This window comes from Methylocystis sp. L43, assembly GCF_015709525.1.
In the GTDB taxonomy this organism is placed as follows: Bacteria; Pseudomonadota; Alphaproteobacteria; order Rhizobiales; family Beijerinckiaceae; genus Methylocystis.
The window spans coordinates 1-20,337 of record NZ_JADNRA010000033.1; the positions used below are offsets into that span (position 1 = coordinate 1).

Annotated in this window: 17 protein-coding genes; 10 read left to right on the forward strand and 7 right to left on the reverse strand. The window is 63.5% G+C overall.

Annotated elements, in window-relative coordinates; translation table 11 throughout:
• Together IYX23_RS13500 and IYX23_RS13505 are read right to left on the reverse strand one after the other, a co-directional pair.
• A partial coding sequence (locus IYX23_RS13500; RefSeq protein ID WP_196398853.1) for a transposase occupies positions 1-341 on the reverse strand: 341 nt, incomplete at its 3' end.
• Between the two features lie 275 nt (positions 342-616).
• Positions 617-1,915, reverse strand: coding sequence for a PLP-dependent transferase (locus IYX23_RS13505; protein ID WP_196393282.1), 1,299 nt, complete (start codon positions 1,913-1,915; stop codon positions 617-619).
• Between the two features lie 254 nt (positions 1,916-2,169).
• Here IYX23_RS13505 and IYX23_RS13510 point away from each other — a divergent pair, with 254 nt between their 5' ends.
• Positions 2,170-2,541, forward strand: a complete 372-nt coding sequence (locus tag IYX23_RS13510) for a hypothetical protein (protein WP_196393283.1) — start codon at positions 2,170-2,172, stop codon at positions 2,539-2,541.
• A gap of 250 nt (positions 2,542-2,791) precedes the next feature.
• Complete coding sequence (locus tag IYX23_RS13515) at positions 2,792-3,028, forward strand: hypothetical protein (protein ID WP_196393284.1); 237 nt, start codon at positions 2,792-2,794, stop codon at positions 3,026-3,028.
• Between the two features lie 46 nt (positions 3,029-3,074).
• Here IYX23_RS13515 and IYX23_RS13520 read toward each other — a convergent pair whose 3' ends face one another.
• The gene (locus IYX23_RS13520; RefSeq protein ID WP_196393285.1) at positions 3,075-5,237 is read right to left on the reverse strand and encodes a S9 family peptidase; all 2,163 of its coding nucleotides are present in this window, start codon (positions 5,235-5,237) and stop codon (positions 3,075-3,077) included.
• 151 nt (positions 5,238-5,388) lie between these two features.
• Here IYX23_RS13520 and IYX23_RS13525 point away from each other — a divergent pair, with 151 nt between their 5' ends.
• On the forward strand, positions 5,389-5,556 hold the full coding sequence (locus tag IYX23_RS13525) for a hypothetical protein (protein ID WP_196393286.1): 168 nt from the start codon (positions 5,389-5,391) through the stop codon (positions 5,554-5,556).
• A 167-nt stretch (positions 5,557-5,723) separates the two neighbouring features.
• On the forward strand, positions 5,724-6,056 hold the full coding sequence (locus IYX23_RS13530) for a PsiF family protein (protein ID WP_196393287.1): 333 nt from the start codon (positions 5,724-5,726) through the stop codon (positions 6,054-6,056).
• A 172-nt stretch (positions 6,057-6,228) separates the two neighbouring features.
• On the opposite strand, the gene IYX23_RS13535 is transcribed toward IYX23_RS13530, so the two are convergent.
• Positions 6,229-7,239: a polyprenyl synthetase family protein gene (locus IYX23_RS13535; RefSeq protein ID WP_196393288.1), complete on the reverse strand. Its 1,011-nt coding sequence runs from the start codon at positions 7,237-7,239 to the stop codon at positions 6,229-6,231.
• 264 nt (positions 7,240-7,503) lie between these two features.
• On the opposite strand from IYX23_RS13535, the gene IYX23_RS13540 reads away from it, so the two are divergent.
• The gene (locus tag IYX23_RS13540; RefSeq protein ID WP_196393289.1) at positions 7,504-8,184 is read left to right on the forward strand and encodes a methyltransferase; all 681 of its coding nucleotides are present in this window, start codon (positions 7,504-7,506) and stop codon (positions 8,182-8,184) included.
• Positions 8,185-8,306: 122 nt separating this feature from the next.
• Here the strand turns inward: IYX23_RS13540 and IYX23_RS13545 are convergent, their stop codons facing one another.
• Positions 8,307-9,857 (reverse strand): radical SAM protein, encoded by a 1,551-nt coding sequence (locus IYX23_RS13545; RefSeq protein ID WP_196393290.1) that lies wholly within the window; start codon positions 9,855-9,857, stop codon positions 8,307-8,309.
• A gap of 287 nt (positions 9,858-10,144) precedes the next feature.
• Complete coding sequence (locus IYX23_RS13550; protein ID WP_196393291.1) at positions 10,145-11,209, reverse strand: DUF2778 domain-containing protein; 1,065 nt, start codon at positions 11,207-11,209, stop codon at positions 10,145-10,147.
• Positions 11,210-12,058: 849 nt separating this feature from the next.
• On the opposite strand from IYX23_RS13550, the gene IYX23_RS13555 reads away from it, so the two are divergent.
• The 4 genes from IYX23_RS13555 to IYX23_RS13570 all read left to right on the forward strand — a co-directional run bounded on the left by IYX23_RS13555 (position 12,059) and on the right by IYX23_RS13570 (position 15,688).
• Positions 12,059-13,270: a DUF262 domain-containing protein gene (locus tag IYX23_RS13555; RefSeq protein ID WP_210332548.1), complete on the forward strand. Its 1,212-nt coding sequence runs from the start codon at positions 12,059-12,061 to the stop codon at positions 13,268-13,270.
• A gap of 4 nt (positions 13,271-13,274) precedes the next feature.
• Positions 13,275-14,051, forward strand: a complete 777-nt coding sequence (locus IYX23_RS13560) for a HEPN domain-containing protein (RefSeq protein WP_196393293.1) — start codon at positions 13,275-13,277, stop codon at positions 14,049-14,051.
• Complete coding sequence (locus tag IYX23_RS13565) at positions 14,048-14,986, forward strand: glycine--tRNA ligase subunit alpha (RefSeq protein WP_196393294.1); 939 nt, start codon at positions 14,048-14,050, stop codon at positions 14,984-14,986. The genes IYX23_RS13560 and IYX23_RS13565 overlap by 4 nt, the downstream gene beginning before the upstream one ends.
• A 279-nt stretch (positions 14,987-15,265) precedes the next feature.
• Positions 15,266-15,688, forward strand: a complete 423-nt coding sequence (locus IYX23_RS13570) for a hypothetical protein (protein WP_196393295.1) — start codon at positions 15,266-15,268, stop codon at positions 15,686-15,688.
• A 55-nt stretch (positions 15,689-15,743) separates the two neighbouring features.
• Here IYX23_RS13570 and IYX23_RS13575 read toward each other — a convergent pair whose 3' ends face one another.
• A complete protein-coding gene (locus IYX23_RS13575) occupies positions 15,744-16,340 on the reverse strand; it encodes a gamma-glutamylcyclotransferase (protein WP_196393296.1) in 597 nt (198 codons plus the stop codon).
• A gap of 490 nt (positions 16,341-16,830) precedes the next feature.
• Between IYX23_RS13575 and smc the strand changes: the two genes are divergently transcribed.
• Entirely contained in the window at positions 16,831-20,286 is a 3,456-nt protein-coding gene (gene smc / locus IYX23_RS13580) for a chromosome segregation protein SMC (protein WP_196393297.1), read from the forward strand.
• The last annotated feature ends 51 nt before the right edge of the window (positions 20,287-20,337 follow it).

The window sequence follows — 20,337 nt, forward strand, 5'->3', positions numbered from 1 at the left end:
CGCGCAGCGGGTTGCGTCGCTTGCGCGAAGCGGGCGATGACCGCGGCGTCGATCGGATCGGTCTTGGCGCGCCGACCAAGCGCCTGCGCAAAGTGACGCACCTGCGCCGGATTGACGACGACGATGGGCAGAGAGGCGGCGGCAAGCGCCGCAGCGACCACGGTCTCGAAGCCGCCGGTGGCTTCGAGCGCGATCAACGCGGGCGACAGCCCTTTTAGCCGTTCGACGAGCTGCGCAACGCCTTCGCCATTACGCGCCACCATAAAGGCCGCGCCTTGCGGAAGCGCATGCACATCAAGCCGGTCTTTGGAAACATCGATCCCGACATATACAGCGTCCATCATGTCCCGTCCTTGCCTAAGCGGGCTTCGCTTCGCGCGGCCCAAGCGACTGTTCGGGTTCGATGGAACGGCAGACGGGCGGCCAAGCTGAGGAACGGGCTCGATCGCCCGAGGATGAGCCGGCGTCCCGTCCGCCACCGCAGCGGCAATGTTAGCCGATCCGGCACGGTTTAAGTTACAAGGATGAGGGACCTCACACAGCCCTCATGCTGAGGAGCCGCTGAAGGCGGCGTCTCGAAGCGCGAGGACTGCGGAGCCTGAGCAGAAGTCGAGAATCAGCCGCCTGCCGCTTTCAGCCCCGTCTCCAGATCGGCGATGATGTCGTCGATATGTTCAAGGCCGATCGAAAGCCGCACATAGCCGGGCGTCACGCCGCTCGCGAGCTGCGCTTCCTCGGCGAGCTGCGAATGCGTCGTCGTCGCCGGATGGATGGCGAGGCTGCGCGCGTCGCCGATATTGGCGACGTGATAGAACATCTCCAGCGCGTCGATAAATCTGCGGCCGGCGTCGAGACCGCCCGTCAGCTCGAAGCCCAGCAGGGCGCCATAGCCGCCCTTCAGATAGGCGTCCGCGCGCCGGCGCATCTCGCCCGTCTGTTGCGATGGATGAATGACCCGCGTCACTTCGCTGCGCTTGCTCAAGAAGTCGACGACCTTCTGCGCGTTCTGCACATGACGCTCCATGCGCAGCGTCACGGTCTCGACGCCCTGCAGAGTCAGAAAAGCGTTGAACGGCGAGGGCGCCGGACCGAGATCGCGCAACAACGTCGCGCGCGCCTTGATGATATAGGCGACCGGTCCGATCGGCTTGACCGCCTCAACCCAGATGGCGCCGTGATAGCTCGGATCAGGCGTATTCAGCGCCGGCTGACGCTTCGGAAATTTCTCCCAGTCGAAATTGCCGGCGTCGATGATGGCGCCGCCGATCGACGTGCCGTGGCCGCCAAGATATTTCGTGGTCGAATAAACGACGATCGCCGCCCCATGATCGATCGGCCGGCAGAGAATCGGCGCGGCGGTGTTGTCCATGATCAGCGGAACGCCGAGCTCCCGACCGATCGCCGCCACTTCGGCGATCGGAAACACGGTGAGTTTCGGATTAGGCAGAGTCTCGGCGTAATAGGCGCGCGTGCGATCGTCAGTGGCGCGGCGGAAATTCTCGGGGTCGGCCGGATCGACGAAGCGCACTTCGAGGCCCTGATCCTTCAGCGTATTGGCGAAGAGGTTCCAGGTGCCGCCGTAAAGATCGGTGGACGAGACGACATTGTCGCCGACGCGCGCGAGATTTTGAATCGAGAGCGCCGACGCCGCCTGTCCCGAAGCGAGCGCCAGGGCCGCCACGCCGCCTTCCAGCGCCGCGAGCCGCGCCTCCAATACGCCGGTCGTCGGGTTGCCGATGCGCGTATAGATGTGGCCGAGCTCTTTGAGCGCAAAAAGACTGGCCGCGTGCTCGGTGTCGTGAAACTGATAGGAGGTTGTCTGATAGATCGGAACGGCGACGGCGCCGTTGGTCTCGTCAGCGCGCCAGCCGGCGTGGAGCGCAATCGTTTCGGCGTGCGTGCTGTCGACGGCCATCATCTTCCTCCTAGAGAGCAGGCTCCGAAAAAGTCGACGGACTTTTTCGACGAGAACCGCTCCACCATTTTGATTTTGAGCGATTCCTATCGATCACATGAATCGGGAAGCGTTCTGGCGTAAGCGCAAGCTGAATACGGCAAAGCGTATGCGAGCGCTACATGGCGCGTCTCACGCCATTGCTAGTTTCGTTCCCGCCTCCATTTACCTGCGGGGTTGATGTTGCGCGCTGGCGCCCCTCCAGGGAGTTCGACATGAAGACAGGAATCGCCCTCATCGGAAGCCTCGCCCTCGCCCTTCTGGCGCCTGCGGCGTTGGCCGAGGACCAGCAGCAAGGGCAATCACAACAATCAGATCAGCAGTCACAGCCGCAGCAGCAGCCGCAGCCAAAGCCACAGCAGGAGCAGGGCGTGACGTCGGGGCCGGCCGCGGGCACGCCTGTTGAGCCTTCGGGATCTGTGCAAAAGGACAATCCGAAAGCCGAGGACATCAACTCAAGCGGCGTTTCCGGCCCAAGTGGAACCTCCGCCGGCGCGCCTTCAGTCGAGGGCAAGAAAGGAACACAGAGCGGCCAGGAATGGGCTCCGCCCGAAGAGATCAGGCCGAAGAAGGGGCCAGGCTCATAGCGTCAGTTCTAGCTGCGATCAGCGGCAGAAAAACACCGCTCAGGATTCGCATGTGTGAATTGAGCGGCGGCTCGCGACGCACAGCGTCTTGAGAGTCGTCGATCGCTCTTCGACATGCATGCGAATCCAACATGCGAATCCAGGCGTGGCGTTATTCCTTGAGTCGAGGGACTCGCCGACTATAATCCGCCCCGGCCATAAATGAGCGCAACCCCGCGACTCGGGCCCAATCCAAAGGGGGATTCGCCATATGAAAAAACTACTGCTGTTGACGGCCGCAATCGCTGCGGGCGCCGTGTTCGGCGCGCCGGTCCGCGCCGAAGATCAAAGCGAAGCGCCCGCAGCGGTGAGCGCAGCGCCCGCCGAAACGGCGGCGCCCAGCGCGCCGGCGGAAACGGCGGCGCCCAGCGCCGAAGCGAGCCCGCCAGCCGCCGAGAGCAAGCCCGTCATTCCCCCTGATTCGGAGTGGGTGCATCCCACCAAATGACTTCCTTCGCTGCATTTCCCGCTCTCGGGAAATGCAGCGGCTCGCCTCAGCATTCCGCCAGGACATCTCTGTCGTCTTTGAATGCGCGCGCGGCGCAGGCGAGCGCGAAGGCATATTCCAGCGCCGTGTCTTCAAGCGCCTCGAAACGGCCCGAGGCGCCGGCGTGGCCCGCGCCCATATGGGTGAACAGCAATACAGGTCCGCCGCCGCTCATCGTCGCGCGCAGCTTCGCGACCCATTTGAGCGGCTCCCAATAGGTGACCCGAGGATCGGTAACGCCGGCGACGGCGAGAATCGGCGGATAGCGTTGCGCGCGCACATTGTCGTAAGGCGAATAGGAGGCGAGACGATCATAGGCTTCGACGCTGTCGATCGGGTTCCCCCACTCCAGCCATTCTGGCGGCGTCAGCGGTAGATCGTCGCGCAGCATCGTGTTCAACGTGTCGACGAAAGGAACGCTGGCGATGATCCCCGCGAACAGCCCCGGCGCCTCGTTCGCGACGGCGCCCATCAGCAGACCGCCCGCCGATCCTCCCTGCGCGACGACGCCGCCTTCGCGCGTGTAGCCGGCCGAGACGAGATGCCGCGCGCAATCGATGAAATCGGAGAAGCTGTTTTGCTTCTTCTCGAGCTTGCCCTCCTCATACCAGCGCCATCCCTTGTCGGTTCCGCCCCGAATATGGGCGCGCGCGTAAACAAAGCCACGATCGACGAGCGATAGCGCGTCTTCGTTAAAGCCCGCCGACAGCGCATAGCCATAGGCGCCGTAGCCATAGAGCAGCAGCGGCGCGCCCTCTCCGCCGGGCGTGAAGTCGGCGCGATGCAGAAGCGTGATCGGCACGCTTTCGCCGTCGCGCGCCGTCGCGAGAAGACGCCTCGTCACATAATTTTTCGGATCATGTCCGGAAGGAATTTCCTGGCGCTTGCGCAGGACGCGCGTGCGCGCGGCCATGTCGTAGTCGTAAGTCTCATCAGGCGTCGTCATCGACGAATAGACGAAGCGCAATATGTCGGTGTCGAATTCAAGTCCCGGATCGATCGACAGCGCATAGGCTTCTTCCTCGAAGTGAATCGCATGTTCCTCGCCGCTGGAGAGCGCGCGGATGACGATCGTCGGCAAGGAGTTTTCCCGACGCAGCCAGACAAGATGGCGCGCATAGACGGTGAAGGAGTCGATCAAGACGCCGTGGCGATGGTGAACGACGTCCTTCCAATTCTCGCGGCCGGGCTCTGCGAGCGGCGCGACGGAAATGCGGAAATCATCGGCGCCGTCGGCGTTGTTGCGAATGTAAAGCAGGTCGCCATGCGGCTCGACGTCGTAGCGCAGACGCGGTTCGCGCGGCGCGACGATGCGCGGCGTCGGATTGTCTTCGCGAAGATCAATCAGCCAGCATTCCGTCGCGTCATGGCCGTGGATGGACACAATGGCGAAGCGCCTGCAGCGGCTCTCATGCAGGCTGACGAACCAGGCGCTGTCGGTTTCCTCGATGATCAGCGCGTCGTCGGCGGGATCGGCGCCCACTTCGTGTCGAAAGACCTGCGCGGTGCGATGGTTCTCGTCGATCAGCACATAGTAGTAGGCTTTCGAATTGGCCTGCCAGGCAACCGTGCCGTCGCTGTCGCTCACGACGTCGGCGCGGTCGCGGCCATCGCTCAACGCCCGGGTGCGGATGTCGTAAAGCTCCGAACCCGCGTCGTCGACGCTCCAGGCAAGCTGCGCATGATCGGGCGCATGCGCCGCGTCGCCGATGTCGAAGAAGTCGTGGCCTTTGGCGAGCGCGTCGCCATCGAGCAGGACGGTTTCCGTCCCCCCTTCTCGCGGCGTCCGGCAGTAGAGCGGATGTTCCGCGCCCTCATGGAAGCGTTCGTAATAGGCGTAAGGCCCGTCCGGCTCGGGAACCTCGCTGTCGTCCTCCTTGATGCGGCCGCGCATTTCGGCCACGAGCGCCCTGCGTAAATTCTTGAGCGGCGCCATGACGCCATCGCAGTAAGCGTTTTCCGCTTTGATCAGCTCGGCGATGTCGACGGGAAGCGCATCCGGGTCGCGCAGCACTTCGCGCCAGTTTTTCGCAGCGCACCAGTCATAAGGATCATCGAGCACGCGGCCATGGATGACCCTGCGCGTGGGGCGCTGCGCGGCGACAGGCGCTGCGGCGCCTGCGAGATCAAACCGCCAATCCGATGTCTTCGCCGTCGTATCGCGGTCCATGTCGTCCTCCGCCGATTGCTTTCCGGGGTTTTTATCACTGCTTGCGGCGCCGCGCAGCGATCTCTCGGGCCGACGGACACGAAGCAATTTGTAAATCAATCGCGCCTTAGCCTTGCGCAAGACCTATCCGCTTTGGGATGAGGAGCGATTCATGCGTTACTCCCATGCCGCGCTCAGTCCGGTTTCGGTCGGCGAGCGAAAGACTTTCCGCTCCAACCTTCCTGTGCGCCGCGCGTCCACTCTGCGCCGGCTCGCATGGAAGATCGTCTATGCGAGCGTCATCGCCGGCGTCGCGATCTATGTGTGGTGGCGGCGCTAGTTCACGCGTTTTGGCGCTGCTGCGCTGCGTCAAAGACAAACTGTCATAAATCGCCTAAGCTTCAGGTGTGGCCGATGGCGAATGCGCGCTTGCGCGTGATGGAGTCGCGCCGCAATTGGATCAACATGCGGCGTTGCGGCGCGCCTCGAAGCAAAGAAGAAACGTAGATGTTCACCAATATGAAAAGCATTGCCGCTGGCGTCCTCTGCGTCAGCCTCTCCTTAGGCGCCGCCGCGCTCGCCGAGCCGAAGGCGTCTGCGCCGGCTGACGCGCCGGCCGCCTGGGCGCCGCCCGCCGAGATCGCGCCAAAGAGCGCCGCGCCCACGGAGGCGGCTGCATCGAGCACTGAGGCGCCTGCCGCTGCAGCGCAGCCCACGAGCGCCGCTCCAGGGGCGAAGACGCATGCGGAGCGAGAAAAAGACTGCCGCGCGCAAGCCGAGGCCAAAGGGCTTCACGGCAAAGAGCGCAAACACTTCAAATCCGACTGTCTGAAGGGATGACAAGGTCGCCGGTCGCTTTCCGGCGGCCGGCGGCGCTAGAGCGCTTATCGATCACATAGAATCATGTGATCGATAAGAAATCGCTCAGAATAGATCGATAAGAAATCGCTCAGAATAAAAGCGTGGAGCAGGTTCTCACCGAAAAAGTCCGTCAACTTTTTCGGAACCTGCTTCAGTAGACGCGGTCGATGCAGAAGTCGACGACTTCGAGCAGCGCGCTCTTCCACGGCGATGCGGGAAAAATCTCCATCGCGTCGCGTGCGATGGCGCCGTAATGCGTCGCGCGCTCGATCGTGTCGTCGAGCGCCTTGTGCTTCTTCATCAGACCGCAGGCGGTCTCGACGTCGCCGTCCTTGATTTCGGCCTTTTCCAACGTGCGCCGCCAGAATTCGCGTTCTTTCTCATTGCCGCGACGGAAGGCGAGCACCACGGGCAGCGTGATCTTGCCCTCACGGAAGTCGTCGCCGACGTTCTTGCCGAGCTTGGCGGACGAGCCGCCGTAATCGAGCGCGTCGTCGATGAGCTGGAAAGCGACGCCGAGATTCATGCCATAGCTGCGCGCGGCGGCTTCGTCGGCCTTCGGCTTGCCCCCGAGCATCACCCCGACTTCGGCCGCCGCGGCGAAAAGCTCCGCCGTTTTGCGGCGGATGACGCCCATATAGGCGTCCTCGGTCGTGGTCGTGTCCTTGGCGGCGTTGAGCTGCATGATCTCGCCTTCGGCGATCACCGCCGCCGCCTGCGAAACGACGGTGAGCGGCGCGATAACGCCGGGCTCAACCATCATTTTGAAGGCGTGGCCGAGCAGGAAGTCGCCGACGAGCACGCAGGTCTGATTGCCCCACAGCATCCGGGCCGCGATCTTGCCGCGGCGCATGTCGCTTTCGTCGACGACATCGTCGTGTAGCAGCGTCGCCGTATGCATGAATTCAATGCCGGCGGCGAATTTCAGATGCCCGTCGCCCCTGTAGCCGCACATGCCGGCGGTGGCGAGAACGAGCATCGGCCGCAGACGCTTGCCGCCGGCGGAGATGAGATGATTGGCGACCTCGGGAATCGTCGTGACGTCGGAGCCCATGCGCTGAATGATCAGCTGATTGGTGCGCTCCAGGTCGGGCTTGATGAGTTCGAGGAGACTGTCGAGGCCGGCGTCCTTTTTCTCATCGAGCGGAATGACGATACCCACGGACCCCCCTTAAGCCTTACGTTTTCTGGCGGCGAACTTACGGCTTTGGGATGGAGGCGGCAAGTCGGCGGCGTTCGCGAATATTGGGAGCGATCGCAAATCCCTCTCCTTGACGGGAGGGCGGCTCGACGACGTCGAGCCGGGTGGGGTGAGAGCAGGGCAGTTTTTCTCGATTAATTCCCCCCACCCGGACGCCTGCGGCGTCGACCTCCCCGCACAGGGGGAGGTATGCGCCCGCAGAGTCGTGTTAGTGCTTCTAATCCCATGAGTGACAAACAAAATCTCGACGGTTTTCTCGGCGGGCGCCTGCGCCTGCGTCAAAGCGCCGCCGGCCACCGTTCCGGCACGGAGGCGGAGCTGCTCGCCGCCGCGACGCCGCAACATCAGCAGGGGCTCATCCTCGACGTCGGCGCGGGGTCAGGCGCGGTCGGGCTGATGGCGGCGCTGCGCGCCCCTGGCGCGACCGTTGGACTGGTGGAGATCGATCCCGAGTCTTGCGCGCTCGCCCGCGGAAACGTCGCCGAGAATGCGCTGGGCGCAAGGGCGACGGTTTACCAAGCCGACGTGCTCGCGGCGAAATCGCGCCGCGCCGCTGGACTGATCGACGAGAGGGCGGCGCTCGTGCTCACCAATCCGCCCTTTCATGACGCCGGCAAAGTGCGCGTCACGCCCGACGCGGCCAAGGCGCGCGCCCATGTCGCCAGCGCGCCGCTGATTGAGTGGGTCCGGGCCTGTCTCGCGCTGCTCGCGCCTAGCGGAACCTTCGTGATGATCCACCGCGCCGACGCGCTCGCCGAATGTCTCGCGGCTGTCGAGGGCAGAATAGGGGGCGTCTCGATCCAGCCCATTCATACGCGGGCCGACGCGCCGGCGACGCGCATTCTTCTCGCCGGCGTCAAGGGCTCGAAAGCGCCGCTGTCTATTCTGAAGGCGATCGATGTCTAACGGTCAGTAAGGCTTTACGGACTGAGTGGCGCCTAAAGGCTTCCTCGTCCTTCGAGACGCGAGCTTCGCTCGCTCCTCAGGATGAGGAAGCCCACGACGCGCTTTTGCGCTCGATAAGAGACCTACGCCGCGCGCTGCGGGGCGATCGGCGGGCTCGAGAGCTGCGGCTCCCAGTAATTGCCCTTGTCGAACATGTGCCGCGCCTGCGCATATTGGAACATGATGCGCGCGACGATGGTGATGGTCTCCGGCTTGCGCACGGCGGCGCCCCAGACCTTGTTCCACATGCGGCCTTCCGCCTCGCCCATCTTGCGCACGTCCATGCCGACCTGCATCGCCTGCTGTTCGACCTCGCGCAGCGCTTTGGGGTCGAAGGGCTGCGGCGCCGGCGCCTTGCGGCGGCGGCCAAACGCGCCGATCAGGCGCAGCATGCGTTCGCCGAAGGCGGCCGGGGCGTAGATCGCGTTGCAGAGATTCTGCATGCCGTGATGCAGCTCCTCCATGCTCATCGTCTGGCATTGGATGTTGGAGCTCCACGGCACCGCCTGGGTCTCGACGCCGCCGGTGAGCAGCCGGCCCTCGCGGGTGATGCGGTCGAAGAGCGGCGTCGCTTCCGACGCCATCAGCGCGCCGAGGCTGAAGATCGGGATCGGCGTCGCCATGGCGAACTCATATTGCTGGGCGAAGACGCTCGGACCGTCATGGTCGAAGCCGACGATCATGCCGCCCATCACCGACATGCCGTGATCGACGAGTTTCTGGATTTCGTCGACGAGGCTGATCTTGAGATTCTGCCGCTTGCCGGTCTCGCGCAGGCTTTCGACATTGGGCGTCTCGATGCCGACGAAGACCTGCGTCAGGCCCGCCGCGACGCACATGTCGAGCAGCTCCTCGTCGCGCGTCGCGTCGATGGAGATCTGCGTGACGAACTCCATCGGACGATCTCGGCGCCAATGCGCGATCGCCGCGAGCAGCTCCTTGCAGTGCGCGCGGTAGGCGGTGAAATTGTCGTCGGCGAGAAAGGCCGTGCGATAGCCCGCCGCCCAGAGCGCGTCGAGTTCGGCGAGGACGTTGGCGATCGGCTTGTGGCGCTGCTTGCGTCCCAGATATTGGATGACGTCGCAGAATTCGCATTCGAACGGACAGCCGCGCGAGGTCTGCACTGCGCCGAGAATCGCGCGATCATTGCGATAAAGATCCCAGCGCGGCGGCGGCGAAGCGGCGAGCGACGGCTTGTCGCCGACATAGCTGTCCTTCGGCTTGCCGGCGCGAAGATCGGCGAAGAGGTCGCTGGCGATTTCCTCGATCTCGCCGCTCACCAGCACGTCGCAGTGGTCGCGCAGTCGCGCCGGCGAAAGGCTCGCATAGGGGCCGCCGATGATGACGCGCTTGCCGCGGCGGCGGAATTCGTCGGCGATGGCGATCATCCGGCCGCGCTGGCTGACCTTGCCGGTGATCGCGATGTAGTCGGCGGGATGGTCGAAATTCACCGGATCGACCGACTCCTCGCAAAGTTCGAAGGCGAAGTCCCTGGGCGCGAGCGCCGCGACGGTCGCCGTGGCGAGGTCCGCCATCATCACGCCGCCCGCCACGCCCGACGCCGCCAGCGCCTCGCCGCCGAAATAAGTTGGAAAATCGCCTGCAGGATTGATGAGATAAATCGAAACGGACATGCACGACCCCTCATGCGTTCCGAGCCTTACGCTAATTCAACTTCGCAATCCCGACAAGAACTTGCCGTCATTCCAAAGTGGATGACGGCGCGCAAATCCCCAAGAAAAACGCGCAAGAAAAACGCGCAACAAAAAAGCGGCCGCTACGGGCCGCTTTTCATCGCGTGAGAATAAACGCTTAGAGCGCTTATCGATCACATGGAATCATGTGATCGATAAGGAATCGCTCAATCAAAACGTTGGAGCATTCTCATCGAAAAAGTCTGTCAACTTTTTCGGAACCTGCTCTAGAGATGCGCGACGACGGCGAGCCGGCGAACCTCGCCGCTCTTATAAGCGCGCAGGAAGGCCTGATAGTCGCGGAACGACACGCAGCCGTTCGAATCGCCGTTCGGGCCGAGCATGTAGGTATGCGCGAGAAGGCCGGCGCGGCCGAAGATCGCGCCTTCGCCGCCGACCGGCGTGAGGCGCAGCGCCTCGACGCCGTGGAACAGCGCCTCGCGCGGCTTGAGATCGTAAACATGCGGCGGCGTCGCGCCGCGCATGCGCAAATGAACGTAGCGCGGATCGTCGAGATGTTCGCGCAGGCCGGAATGCGCCTCGAGTTTTGCGCCGCTGGGCAAATAGACCGTATGCGACGAGATGTCATAGACGGCGGTGTAGCGGTCGTAGCGCGCCGCAGGTCCGACCGCCGCGCCGGCCGCGCCGCCGAGAATGCCGGATTTCAGGTCGGAAAGCGTGCCGCCGTCCGGGGCCGCATAGGCGAGCGCCTGACCGCGCGGCTGCTGCTGACGCGCCTCTTGCGCCGATTGCGCGGCGTCGCCGAGCCCGAAGAAACGCTCGAAGATCGAGCGATCGTCCGGCCCCGAGCCCGGCACGACGGTGGTGCGCGCCATGCGGCGCAGCGAGCCCTCGTAGAGGCCGCGATTGGCGACGGTGAGTTCGACCGGGCGGCGCGGCGGCAGCGGCGTATCATCCGCCGAGGCGACCTGCGCGCCGTCGATGTCCTGGCGCTCGGGAACGATGGCGGACGGCGTCTGCGCCGCGGGCTGGATGCTGGCGTCAAGCGCGCCGCGCAGCATCGGTTCAGCGAACGCCAGCGTCTGCCGCCGGCCGCCGAGGCCGACGATGGCCCCGTATGGATTTTGCGCGATAGAGGCGCTTTGCCTGAGGGCCGCCGCGGCTGTCTCAGAGCTGGCGGTCGCCGGGCGCTGCGAGAGCGCCCACCACCCCGCCGACAGGCTCACCGCCAGCGCGACGCCGGCGATGACCAGATGAGACGAGCTCTTGCGAGAATAAATGCGACGATCCAAAGAAATGAAATCGATTGGCGCACCGATCCCTTGCATCATCCGCCCCTACCTCCGAATTACTCTTCCGTCGCAAGGCTCTGAGCTTCGCTGACATTTGCGCGAAATCGCGTCAAAGTTCGGCGAAAGCCAGAACTGCACGGAACGCCTTCACATATTCTCACCAGAACTAAGCGGCCTTGCTTTGGCTGCTTTAGGGCGAATTCTTGTCCGCGCTTACGGTAAAGACGAATAGTTAAGGCTTTGAAAACGCCGGCTTTCGCGAAATGTCCCACCAGGGCGCGGCCAAGTTTGCCGCCGCTTTGGCGCCAAATGTGGCGCCCAAATTGGCGCTCCGCCGCAGGCGCGTTTTGACGACGCGCGACGGCGAAAGCTGCGCTGCTCCAAGTTGTTCTGAAAAAGGGTTCTGAAAGGGGACGCGATCCGAACTATTGGAAGCGCCCATCGGATGCAAGGTTGGCCGTAACGGGCGCAGCGAGCCGCCTCGGCGCACGGGGGGCGCGATCTCGCAGCGCGGGGGCGCGATTCCGAAGGGCTGCACCAGGAGGTCGGCTGGATCGCACGACGACATCATGTTCGGCGCGGTTTGCGCGGAATTGAAGACGGAACGTCCGAGCGGCGAGCCGCAAATTCGTCGATGATTTTATAAGCTGGCGATCCCCGCCGATTCGATCGCCTCGCGATTACTTTCGCAATCGAGCAGCCGGCGCTCATGTGGGTGTGAAGCAGATTGCGATCGGCGGACCGTGCAGGAGTTTGAGGGCGACTGGCGCTTGGCGAGAGGTGACGCTATCGTTGCCGCGTTCGCTGGCCACGTATGGCGGGGCGAGAAACGGCCGACCTAGCTCAGGCTGTTGCCTCAGCATACCATTCCCACTATTGGGATATTTCTTGGGCTTGCTGTCGGGGTCAGAAATGAGCGTTGAAGTTGTTATGGGCGAGTCAGAGGAGGGACCGGAATTCGACGATCTTGAATTTGTTCATCAGGATCCCGATGAGTTTTTCGCGAAGAACGCCTTTCGTATTGTCTATCAAACAAACAATTTCTTCTTGCCTCAAATTAGGGACCTGATCGACAGGGGCGAAGTTTTAAATTTACGGCCAGAATATCAGAGGCGATTGCGGTGGTCGACCGCCCAAAAATCTAAACTGATTGAGTCTCTTCTCTTGAATATCCCAGTTCCGCCCGTGTTTTTTTACGAGAGCGAGGCCGCTCGGTACGAGGTGATGGATGGGCAACAACGACTCAATGCTGTTCGCGAATTCATAGCGGGTGACTTCGCTCTTACATCGCTGCCTGTCCTAAAGCCACTCGGCGGGTTACGGTATTCTCGGTGTCCTCCACGCATAAAACGAGCTCTGGATCGCGCAAGTTTATCTGCCATCGTCTTACTGCTCGAAAGCGAAACCGACAAAACGCATGGACGCCTTACGCTGACTGATATTCGTCGGTTTATCTTTGACCGCTTAAATACGGGCGGTACAAAGTTAAATCCGCAGGAAATTCGTAATGCACTTAACCCTGGGAATTTTAATAGAGTAATAATTGATTTAACTCGCTTTGATCTCTTCACGGAGGTATTCAATATCCCTCAATATGTCGAGGCTGATCCAAACGAATACTATGAAAACACCCAGAGGCAAAAAAATAATCTCTATTCTACGATGGGCGATTGTCAACTCGTTCTTCGCTATTTCGCTCTTAAGGACGAGCACAACATTCGTGGTTCGATGAAATCGATGCTGGATCGGGCGATGGAACGCGCAGTCGCTCAATCCGAGGCCGAGGCGCTCAAAGATGAATTTAAGGATCGGTTCACGTTCCTCTATGAATTGTTCAATGGAGCACCTTTCGCGCTACCACCGGATGACAAGGGTCGCGTACGCGTATCAGCGGCTATTTATGATTCCGCGATGGTCGCGATAGACAGGCTTTGGGAGTTTCGCGAGGAGATTCGCGCTGACGCGCCGGAGGTCAGGGTTCGGATGTCCGAAGCCACCAGAAGTGACGCCAGCGTGATCTTGCTGACTGGTCAGCGCAACACCGCCAGTTCCGTTAAGGAGAGGATCGGTCTAATGCGGAAGATATTCCGTCCGGAGTAGTTCCTTGGCCAGCGCTTTCGAAATCATCACCGAAGAATTTATCGACGACATGGACGCCATTCGCTCACTTGTGGTCACGTTCAGCGATCCTCAGAAGACAGCTAAGGCCCGCATTGCCGCAGCCAATTCAGCAACGCTTTTGGTCGCGGCGACCTTCGAGGAGTTTATTAGGGAAATGGCGCGCGAATTCGCACGAGCGGTCGTAGCTAATGCCGACTCTTATGAGAAGCTTCCTAAAAAACTCGCTGCCACGGCATGGAAGCGAACTATGGATGGTCTTTCAAAATTGCGATTCGACGGCGCTCAGGCTGGTTCTGCGGCCGAAAGTGTTTTCGGAACGGCACAGGCACGTTTCAACGTAATCTACGAATTTTGCAAGGGCGATCTTACTCAAGATATCTATCGTGAGTTGATTCACAACGAAAACAACATGCGACCTGGGGAGCTGAACGGCCTATTTAAGGTAAGCGGGCTACCTGACGTTTGCGCAAAGGTATCGGATAAGCAGCCAATCCTCGATGTGTACGGGGAGACCGAACCGGGTAAGGCTCACGGCAAGCTGTTATTGTCGTTGGAGGACTTCTTCGAACGCCGTAACGCAATTGCGCACTCGCTAAATTCAGGCCATTCAAGCGGTCCAGATCAAATATTGAACGACTTAACAATGCTCGAGGGCGTCGGAAAAGCGCTTTGCATAACTCTCGAGACCATAGTGCCGCGACCCGGCAGACTGGCTAGGGCAGATTTGTCTGTCTCGCTACTCGGAATTCCTTCAGAATGACAGCGCAACACGTTCCCTCCCACCTCTCCCCGATCCGCTCCTTCCAGGGGCTCATTCTCACCCTCCAAAACTTCTGGGCGGCGCAGGGCTGCGTCATCCTGCAGCCCTATGACATGGAGATGGGCGCGGGCACCTTTCATCCCGCCACGACTTTGCGCGCGCTCGGCCCAAAACCCTGGCGCGCCGCCTATGCGCAGCCTTGCCGGCGTCCGAAGGACGGGCGCTATGGCGAGAATCCCAATCGCCTGCAGCATTATTATCAGTTCCAGGTGATCCTCAAACCTTCGCCTCCCGATCTGCAGGAGCTCTATCTCGCTTCGCTTTCGGCGATTGGCGTTGACCCGAAGCTCCATGACATCCGCTTCGTCGAGGACGATTGGGAAAGCCCGACGCTCGGCGCCTGGGGGCTTGGCTGGGAATGCTGGTGCGACGGCATGGAGGTCTCGCAGTTCACCTATTTCCAGCAGGTCGCGGGCTTCGAATGCGCGCCGGTCGCCGGCGAACTCACCTATGGGCTGGAGCGACTCGCCTGCTATCTGCAGGGCGTCGACAGCATCATGGAGCTGAATTTCAACGGCCGCGACGGCGACGAGAAAGTCACCTACGCCGACGTTTTTCTGCAGGCGGAGCAGGAATATTCGCGCCATAATTTTGAAGCCGCCGACACGGGCAAACTTTTCGAAGATTTCAAGGACGCCGAATCCGAATGCGAGCGCTTGCTGCATTTTGGCGCGGGCTCCGGCGACGAGATGCATCTCATGGCGCTTCCGGCCTATGACCAATGCATCAAGGCGAGCCACGCCTTCAATCTTCTCGACGCGCGCGGCGTGATCTCGGTGACCGAGCGCCAGAGCTATATTCTGCGCGTGCGCGAACTCGCCAAGGCCTGCGGCGCGGCCTGGCTGCGCACGGCGGGCGGCGGCGCCAACGGATAGGCGCCGGCGCTATTGCGAAAGCCTCAATCGGCGCCCACCTCGTAAGCAGTATCTGCGTTTGTCATGCGCGTTGGCGCACATCTTCCAAGATCATCGCCATGCATCAATGTGCGCGAGACGGGCAACCGTCTTGCGCCGTTGGCGAGTAGCGGCGCGTGCGCGCCTGTCCTGTCTTTTGCCAGGAACCCAAGAGACATGGATGGGCGCGCGCTCCCTTGACGATGTGCCTGTTTCGTTCTAGTCATGTTCCGTGTTCATCCTCGCTTAGCGGATCGTGCCATGTATCAGCCCCGTTATCCGTCTTTCAGCATCGCCCGCAGAGCTTCTAGCAGCGTGTTGGGGCAAACGCCTGAGGACGCCGCGCCGCGCGGCCAGGCGCTTCAATCGCTCGCCGAGACGGATTCGCTGCGCGGCCGATTCTTTTCGTGGCGGGGCGCTTCGGGCCGCGACTATGTGTGCTCGGTGTTTCAGTCGGGCGAGGATTCGTTCATCGCCGACGTGACGAATGGCGTCGTCATCGGCGTCGCGCGGGAGGGCGTGACGACGCGGCCGGTCTGCGTGTTTCTCGCGCAGGAACGCAGCTACGGCGACCGCCGCGGGCTGCGCGAGATCGGGCGGGAGCTCGGCGTCGCCGAATGGCATGTGCATTTTTGCGCCGACGCCGCGTCGCTGCGCGATCTTTCCGCGTCGCTGCTCAACTGATCAGGCGGACCGTCTGTAGCGTAAGCGTTGCGTCGCGAGTTTCGTGCGCGTCGCGTCAAAGCGGCGTCGGCTCATCGCCGGCGCCGCCGGTCGCGGGCCCGGTTCTGCACGACTGATGATCGAGCCGGCGGACGACCTCGGCGAGTTCGGCGTCGTGGATGTCGAGCCGCAGCAGATGTTCGTAGGTGTTGCGCACATAGGCGGGATTGTCGCCATTGAGGCCGACGCCCTCGGCGATCAGGCGAATCATCTCGTCTTCCGGCAGCCGCCCGGCATATTGGATATGCGTGCGGTCGACGACATAGGCGAGGGCCTTGGCGTAGCCGCCGTCGACGAATCGCACGCCGAGCGTTTTCTCCAGATAGACCGAGGTGACGAGTTCGCGTTCGCGCAGATAGCGAATCGTTTTGTCGCGGTCGCGCGCCGCGATTTTGAAGGCGACGCCCTGGCAGGAGCCGCCGCGATCGAGCCCGAGCACCAGTCCCGGCCGTTGCGGCGTGCCGCGATGGACATGCGAGAAGATGCACAGCGCGCGGTGATAGCCGTGCACCCAGGCGAGCGCGCTGTCGATGAAGTCGAAGCCCGGCCGCCACATCAGCGACCCGTAGCCGAACACCCAGAAATCTTCGTCCCGCGGACTGGCTGATCCCATTCTTCGCCCTGGAGCCTCGCGATTCGTGAGCGCGGCCAAGCCGCAGCGTTCGGTCGAACGTCGCTCCTTTGACCTCGTCCTTCGAGACGGCTCCTTCGGAGCCTCCTCAGGACGAGGTCGAAGGAGCGACGTTCCCTGTTCTTAGCGGAGCAATCGCCTTCCCATCCAGCGGGGGCGATGGATTTCCTCATCCTGAGGAGCCTGCACCCAAGTCGGGCTTGCCCGACTTGGGCTTCAAATGCCGATCTCGGGTAAACCCGAGATCGGCGCAGGCGTCTCGAAGGACGAGGAAAGCCATTGGCCCAGCGCTCCTAAGACCGAGTCTCATTTCTATTTTTTCCGCCGCAATCCTGCGATGCAATGAAAATCGTGATTCGGGGGCGGAATGCGACGCGCATCCGTCTCGGGAGCGCCCTTCGGTAGAGCCTACCCACAACATATCGCGTCGGTTTTCTTGCTTTCCCCTGCAGTTTGTGGCGGTCTTTAGGCAATGAAATTCGAGCGCCTGCGCCTTCTGGGCTTCAAGAGCTTCTGCGAGCCGACCGATTTCCTCATCGAGCCGGGCTTGACCGGCGTCGTCGGCCCCAATGGCTGCGGCAAGTCGAATCTCGTCGAAGCCCTGCGCTGGGTGATGGGCGAAAACTCCTATAAAAACATGCGCGCGTCCGGGATGGACGACGTGATTTTCTCGGGCGGCGGCTCGCGCCCGGCGCGCAATCTCGCCGAGGTCGGGCTGGTTCTCGACAATTCGTCGCGCACCGCGCCGGCGGCCTTCAACGACGCCGACGCGATCGAGGTCACGCGCCGAATCGAGCGCGAGCAGGGCTCGACCTACCGGATCAACGGCCGCGAGGTGCGCGCCCGCGACGTGCAGCTTCTCTTCGCCGACGCCGCCACCGGCGCGCGCTCGCCTTCGCTCGTGCGCCAGGGCCAGATCGGCGAGATCATTTCGGCGAAGCCGCAGGCGCGCCGCCGCATCCTTGAAGACGCCGCCGGCGTCGCCGGGCTGCATTCGCGCCGGCACGAAGCTGAGCTGCGTCTGAACGCCGCGTCGGAAAATCTCACGCGCCTCGAAGACGTGTTGAAGCAGGTCGACAGCCAGGCCGACAGCTTGAAGCGGCAGGCGCGCCAGGCCACCAAATACCGCGGGCTCGCGGCGCAGATCCGCAAGAATGAGGCGCTGGCGGCGCTTCTCGCCTATCAGCTCGCCGCACAGCAGCTGCAGGGCGCCGCCGAGAAGCTCGACGCCGGCCGGCGCAGCGTGCAGGAGCGGACGCTGGAGCAGGCGGAGGCGGCGAAGTTTCAGGCGGTCGCCGCGCATGAGCTGCCGCCACTGCGCGAGAAGGAGGCCGAGGCCGGCGCGGCGCTGCATCGGCTTGTCGTCGCGCGTCAGGCGCTCGAGGCCGACGAGCAGCGCGCCAAGCAGCGAATCGCCGAGCTGCAGCGGCATATCGAGCAGTTCGGCCGTGATCTCGAGCGCGAACGCGCGCTGATTCAGGACGCGGCCGAGGTCGCGCAGCGGCTTGAGGACGAGCGCGGCGAGCTGCAAGGCGGCGACGCCCACGACGCCGGCCGCGAGACTGAGGCGCAAGCGCGGCTGATCGACATCGAAGCGGCGCTGGCGGCGACCGAGGCCGAGCTGGCGAGCGCGCAGGAGCAGCTCGCCGGCGTCAACGCCAAGCGGTCGGCGCTCGAAGCGGCGCTCCGCGACGAAAATCAGCGGGTCGCGCGCTTCGAGGCGGAGCTGACCCGCATCGAGACGGAATTTGCGCTGATCGCCGGGCAGGGCGGCGGCGCCGACGAGGTCGAGCGTCTCGCCCAGGCGTTTGAACAGGCGGCGCAGGACGCGCGCGCCGCCGAAGAAGCGACGCAGGAGACCGAGGCCGCCACGCGGCGGGCGCGCGACGCCGAGGCCGCCGCCCGCACGCCGCTGGAGCCGGCGGCGCTGCGCGCCCAGCAGCTTGAGACCGAAATCCGCACGCTCGAACATTTGCTGCAAACCGGCTCCGGCGGCCTCTGGGCGCCGGTCGTCGAGAGCATGACCGTCGAAAAAGGCTATGAGACCGCGCTGGGCGCCGCGCTCGGCGACGATCTTGACGCCTCGGCCGACGATTCAGCGCCGGCGCATTGGTCGGTGACGCCCGGGGAGGGCGATCCGGCTTTGCCCAATGGCGTGCGCGCGCTCGCCGCGCTTGTGGACGCGCCGCCGGCGCTGCGCCGTCGGCTCGCGCAGATCGGCGTCGTGCTGCGCACCGAGGGCGAGAGCCTGCGCAAGCTTCTAAAGCCCGGCCAGCGGCTCGTCTCCAAAGAAGGCGATCTGTGGCGCTGGGACGGCTTCACCCAGGCCGCCGAGGCGCCGACCGCCGCCGCGCGCCGCCTCGCCGAGAAGAACCGGCTCGCCGATCTGCGCGTCGAAGCCGCCGCCGCGCGCACCGCCGCCGATGCGCTGACGCAAGCCCTGAACGCCGCGCGCGAGGCCGCGCGAGCGGCCGCCCAGGCCGAAGCGGAGGCGCGCGACGCGCATCGCCGCGCCCGCGTCCGCCTGGAGGAAGCGCGCGAACGCCATTCGACGGCGGAGCGCCGTCAGGCGCAGATCGCCCAGCGCCTGTCGGCGCTGCAGGAAGCCAAGGCGCGGACGCTCGCGAATCGCGACGAGGCCGCGCAGAAGCGTGCAAGCGTGACGCAGGCGCTCGACCAGCTTGAGGAGCCGGCCTTTCTCGCCGGCGCTTTGGAGAATTTGCGCGGCCGCGCCATGGCCGAGCGCGCACAGGCCGGCGAGGCGCGGGCCGCGGTCGCCTCCCTGCGCCACGAAAGAGCGGCGCGCGCGTCGCGGCTCGCGGCGATCGCGCGCGAAACTTCGTCATGGGCGGAGCGGCGCGATCGTGCGCAGGACCGCATCGGCGAGCTGGAAGAGCGGCTGGCGACGGCGCAAGAGGAAAACGCGCGCTTAGGCGACGCGCCCGACGCCTTCATCGGCCAGCGCCGCGCGCTGATGAACGCCCTCGAAGAGGCCGAGGCGGCGCGCCGCGATGCATCCGACGCGCGCGCCAGCGCCGAAACGCGGCTCGCCGACGGCGACCGCGCCGCCCGCGCCGCCCTCGAGGCGATGAGCGCCGCGCGCGAAGAAATGGCGCGCAGCGAGGCGCAGCTCGAGGCCGCGCGCCAGCGCGTCGCCGACGTCGAGCGCGCCATCGCGCATGATCTTGAATCGACGCCGCAAGCGCTCGCCCAGCTCGCCGAGGTCAAAGACGGCGACGATCTGCCGGAGATTGCGGACATCGAACGGCGGCTGGAGAATTTGCGCGCCGACCGCGAACGGCTCGGCGCCGTCAATCTGCGCGCCGAGGACGAACTCACCGAGGTCGAGACGCAGCGCGAAAAGATGATCGCCGAGCGCGACGATCTTTCGGAGGCGATCAAGAAATTGCGCGCCGCGATCGCGAGTCTCAACAAGGAGGGGCGCGAGCGCATGCTCGCCGCCTTCGACAAGGTCAACGCGCACTTCAAGGAGCTGTTCACGCTGCTGTTCGACGGCGGCGCGGCGGAATTGCAGCTCGTCGAAAGCGACGATCCGCTTGAGGCTGGCCTCGACATTCTCGCGCGCCCACCCGGCAAGAAGCCGACGACGATGACGCTGCTTTCCGGCGGCGAGCAGGCGCTGACCGCCATGTCGTTGATTTTCGCGGTCTTCCTCACCAATCCATCGCCGATCTGCGTGCTCGACGAGGTCGACGCGCCGCTCGACGACAGCAATGTCGAGCGTTTCTGCGATCTCCTCGAGGAGATGCGCAAGAAGACCGACACGCGCTTCGTCACCATCACCCATAATCCGATCACCATGGCGCGCATGGACCGGCTGTTCGGCGTGACGCAAGCCGAGCGCGGCATCTCGCAGCTCGTCTCGGTCGATCTGGAGCAGGCGGAAAAGTTCGCGCTGGCGAGTTGAGGATTTGAGATCGTTCTAGGCGCCCTAAATGTCGCGGACGAGGACGCGCTT

What these genes read in the sequence shown, in the direction of transcription:
- IYX23_RS13505 (WP_196393282.1), bottom strand. Translation starts at nt 1,915, where the DNA reads ATGGCCGTCGACAGCACGCACGCCGAAACGATTGCGCTCCACGCCGGC.
- IYX23_RS13510 (WP_196393283.1), top strand. Translation starts at nt 2,170, where the DNA reads ATGAAGACAGGAATCGCCCTCATCGGAAGCCTCGCCCTCGCCCTTCTG.
- IYX23_RS13515 (WP_196393284.1), top strand. Translation starts at nt 2,792, where the DNA reads ATGAAAAAACTACTGCTGTTGACGGCCGCAATCGCTGCGGGCGCCGTG.
- IYX23_RS13520 (WP_196393285.1), bottom strand. Translation starts at nt 5,237, where the DNA reads ATGGACCGCGATACGACGGCGAAGACATCGGATTGGCGGTTTGATCTC.
- IYX23_RS13525 (WP_196393286.1), top strand. Translation starts at nt 5,389, where the DNA reads ATGCGTTACTCCCATGCCGCGCTCAGTCCGGTTTCGGTCGGCGAGCGA.
- IYX23_RS13530 (WP_196393287.1), top strand. Translation starts at nt 5,724, where the DNA reads ATGTTCACCAATATGAAAAGCATTGCCGCTGGCGTCCTCTGCGTCAGC.
- IYX23_RS13540 (WP_196393289.1), top strand. Translation starts at nt 7,504, where the DNA reads ATGAGTGACAAACAAAATCTCGACGGTTTTCTCGGCGGGCGCCTGCGC.
- IYX23_RS13545 (WP_196393290.1), bottom strand. Translation starts at nt 9,857, where the DNA reads ATGTCCGTTTCGATTTATCTCATCAATCCTGCAGGCGATTTTCCAACT.
- IYX23_RS13550 (WP_196393291.1), bottom strand. Translation starts at nt 11,209, where the DNA reads ATGATGCAAGGGATCGGTGCGCCAATCGATTTCATTTCTTTGGATCGT.
- IYX23_RS13565 (WP_196393294.1), top strand. Translation starts at nt 14,048, where the DNA reads ATGACAGCGCAACACGTTCCCTCCCACCTCTCCCCGATCCGCTCCTTC.
- IYX23_RS13570 (WP_196393295.1), top strand. Translation starts at nt 15,266, where the DNA reads ATGTATCAGCCCCGTTATCCGTCTTTCAGCATCGCCCGCAGAGCTTCT.
- IYX23_RS13575 (WP_196393296.1), bottom strand. Translation starts at nt 16,340, where the DNA reads ATGGGATCAGCCAGTCCGCGGGACGAAGATTTCTGGGTGTTCGGCTAC.
- smc (WP_196393297.1), top strand. Translation starts at nt 16,831, where the DNA reads ATGAAATTCGAGCGCCTGCGCCTTCTGGGCTTCAAGAGCTTCTGCGAG.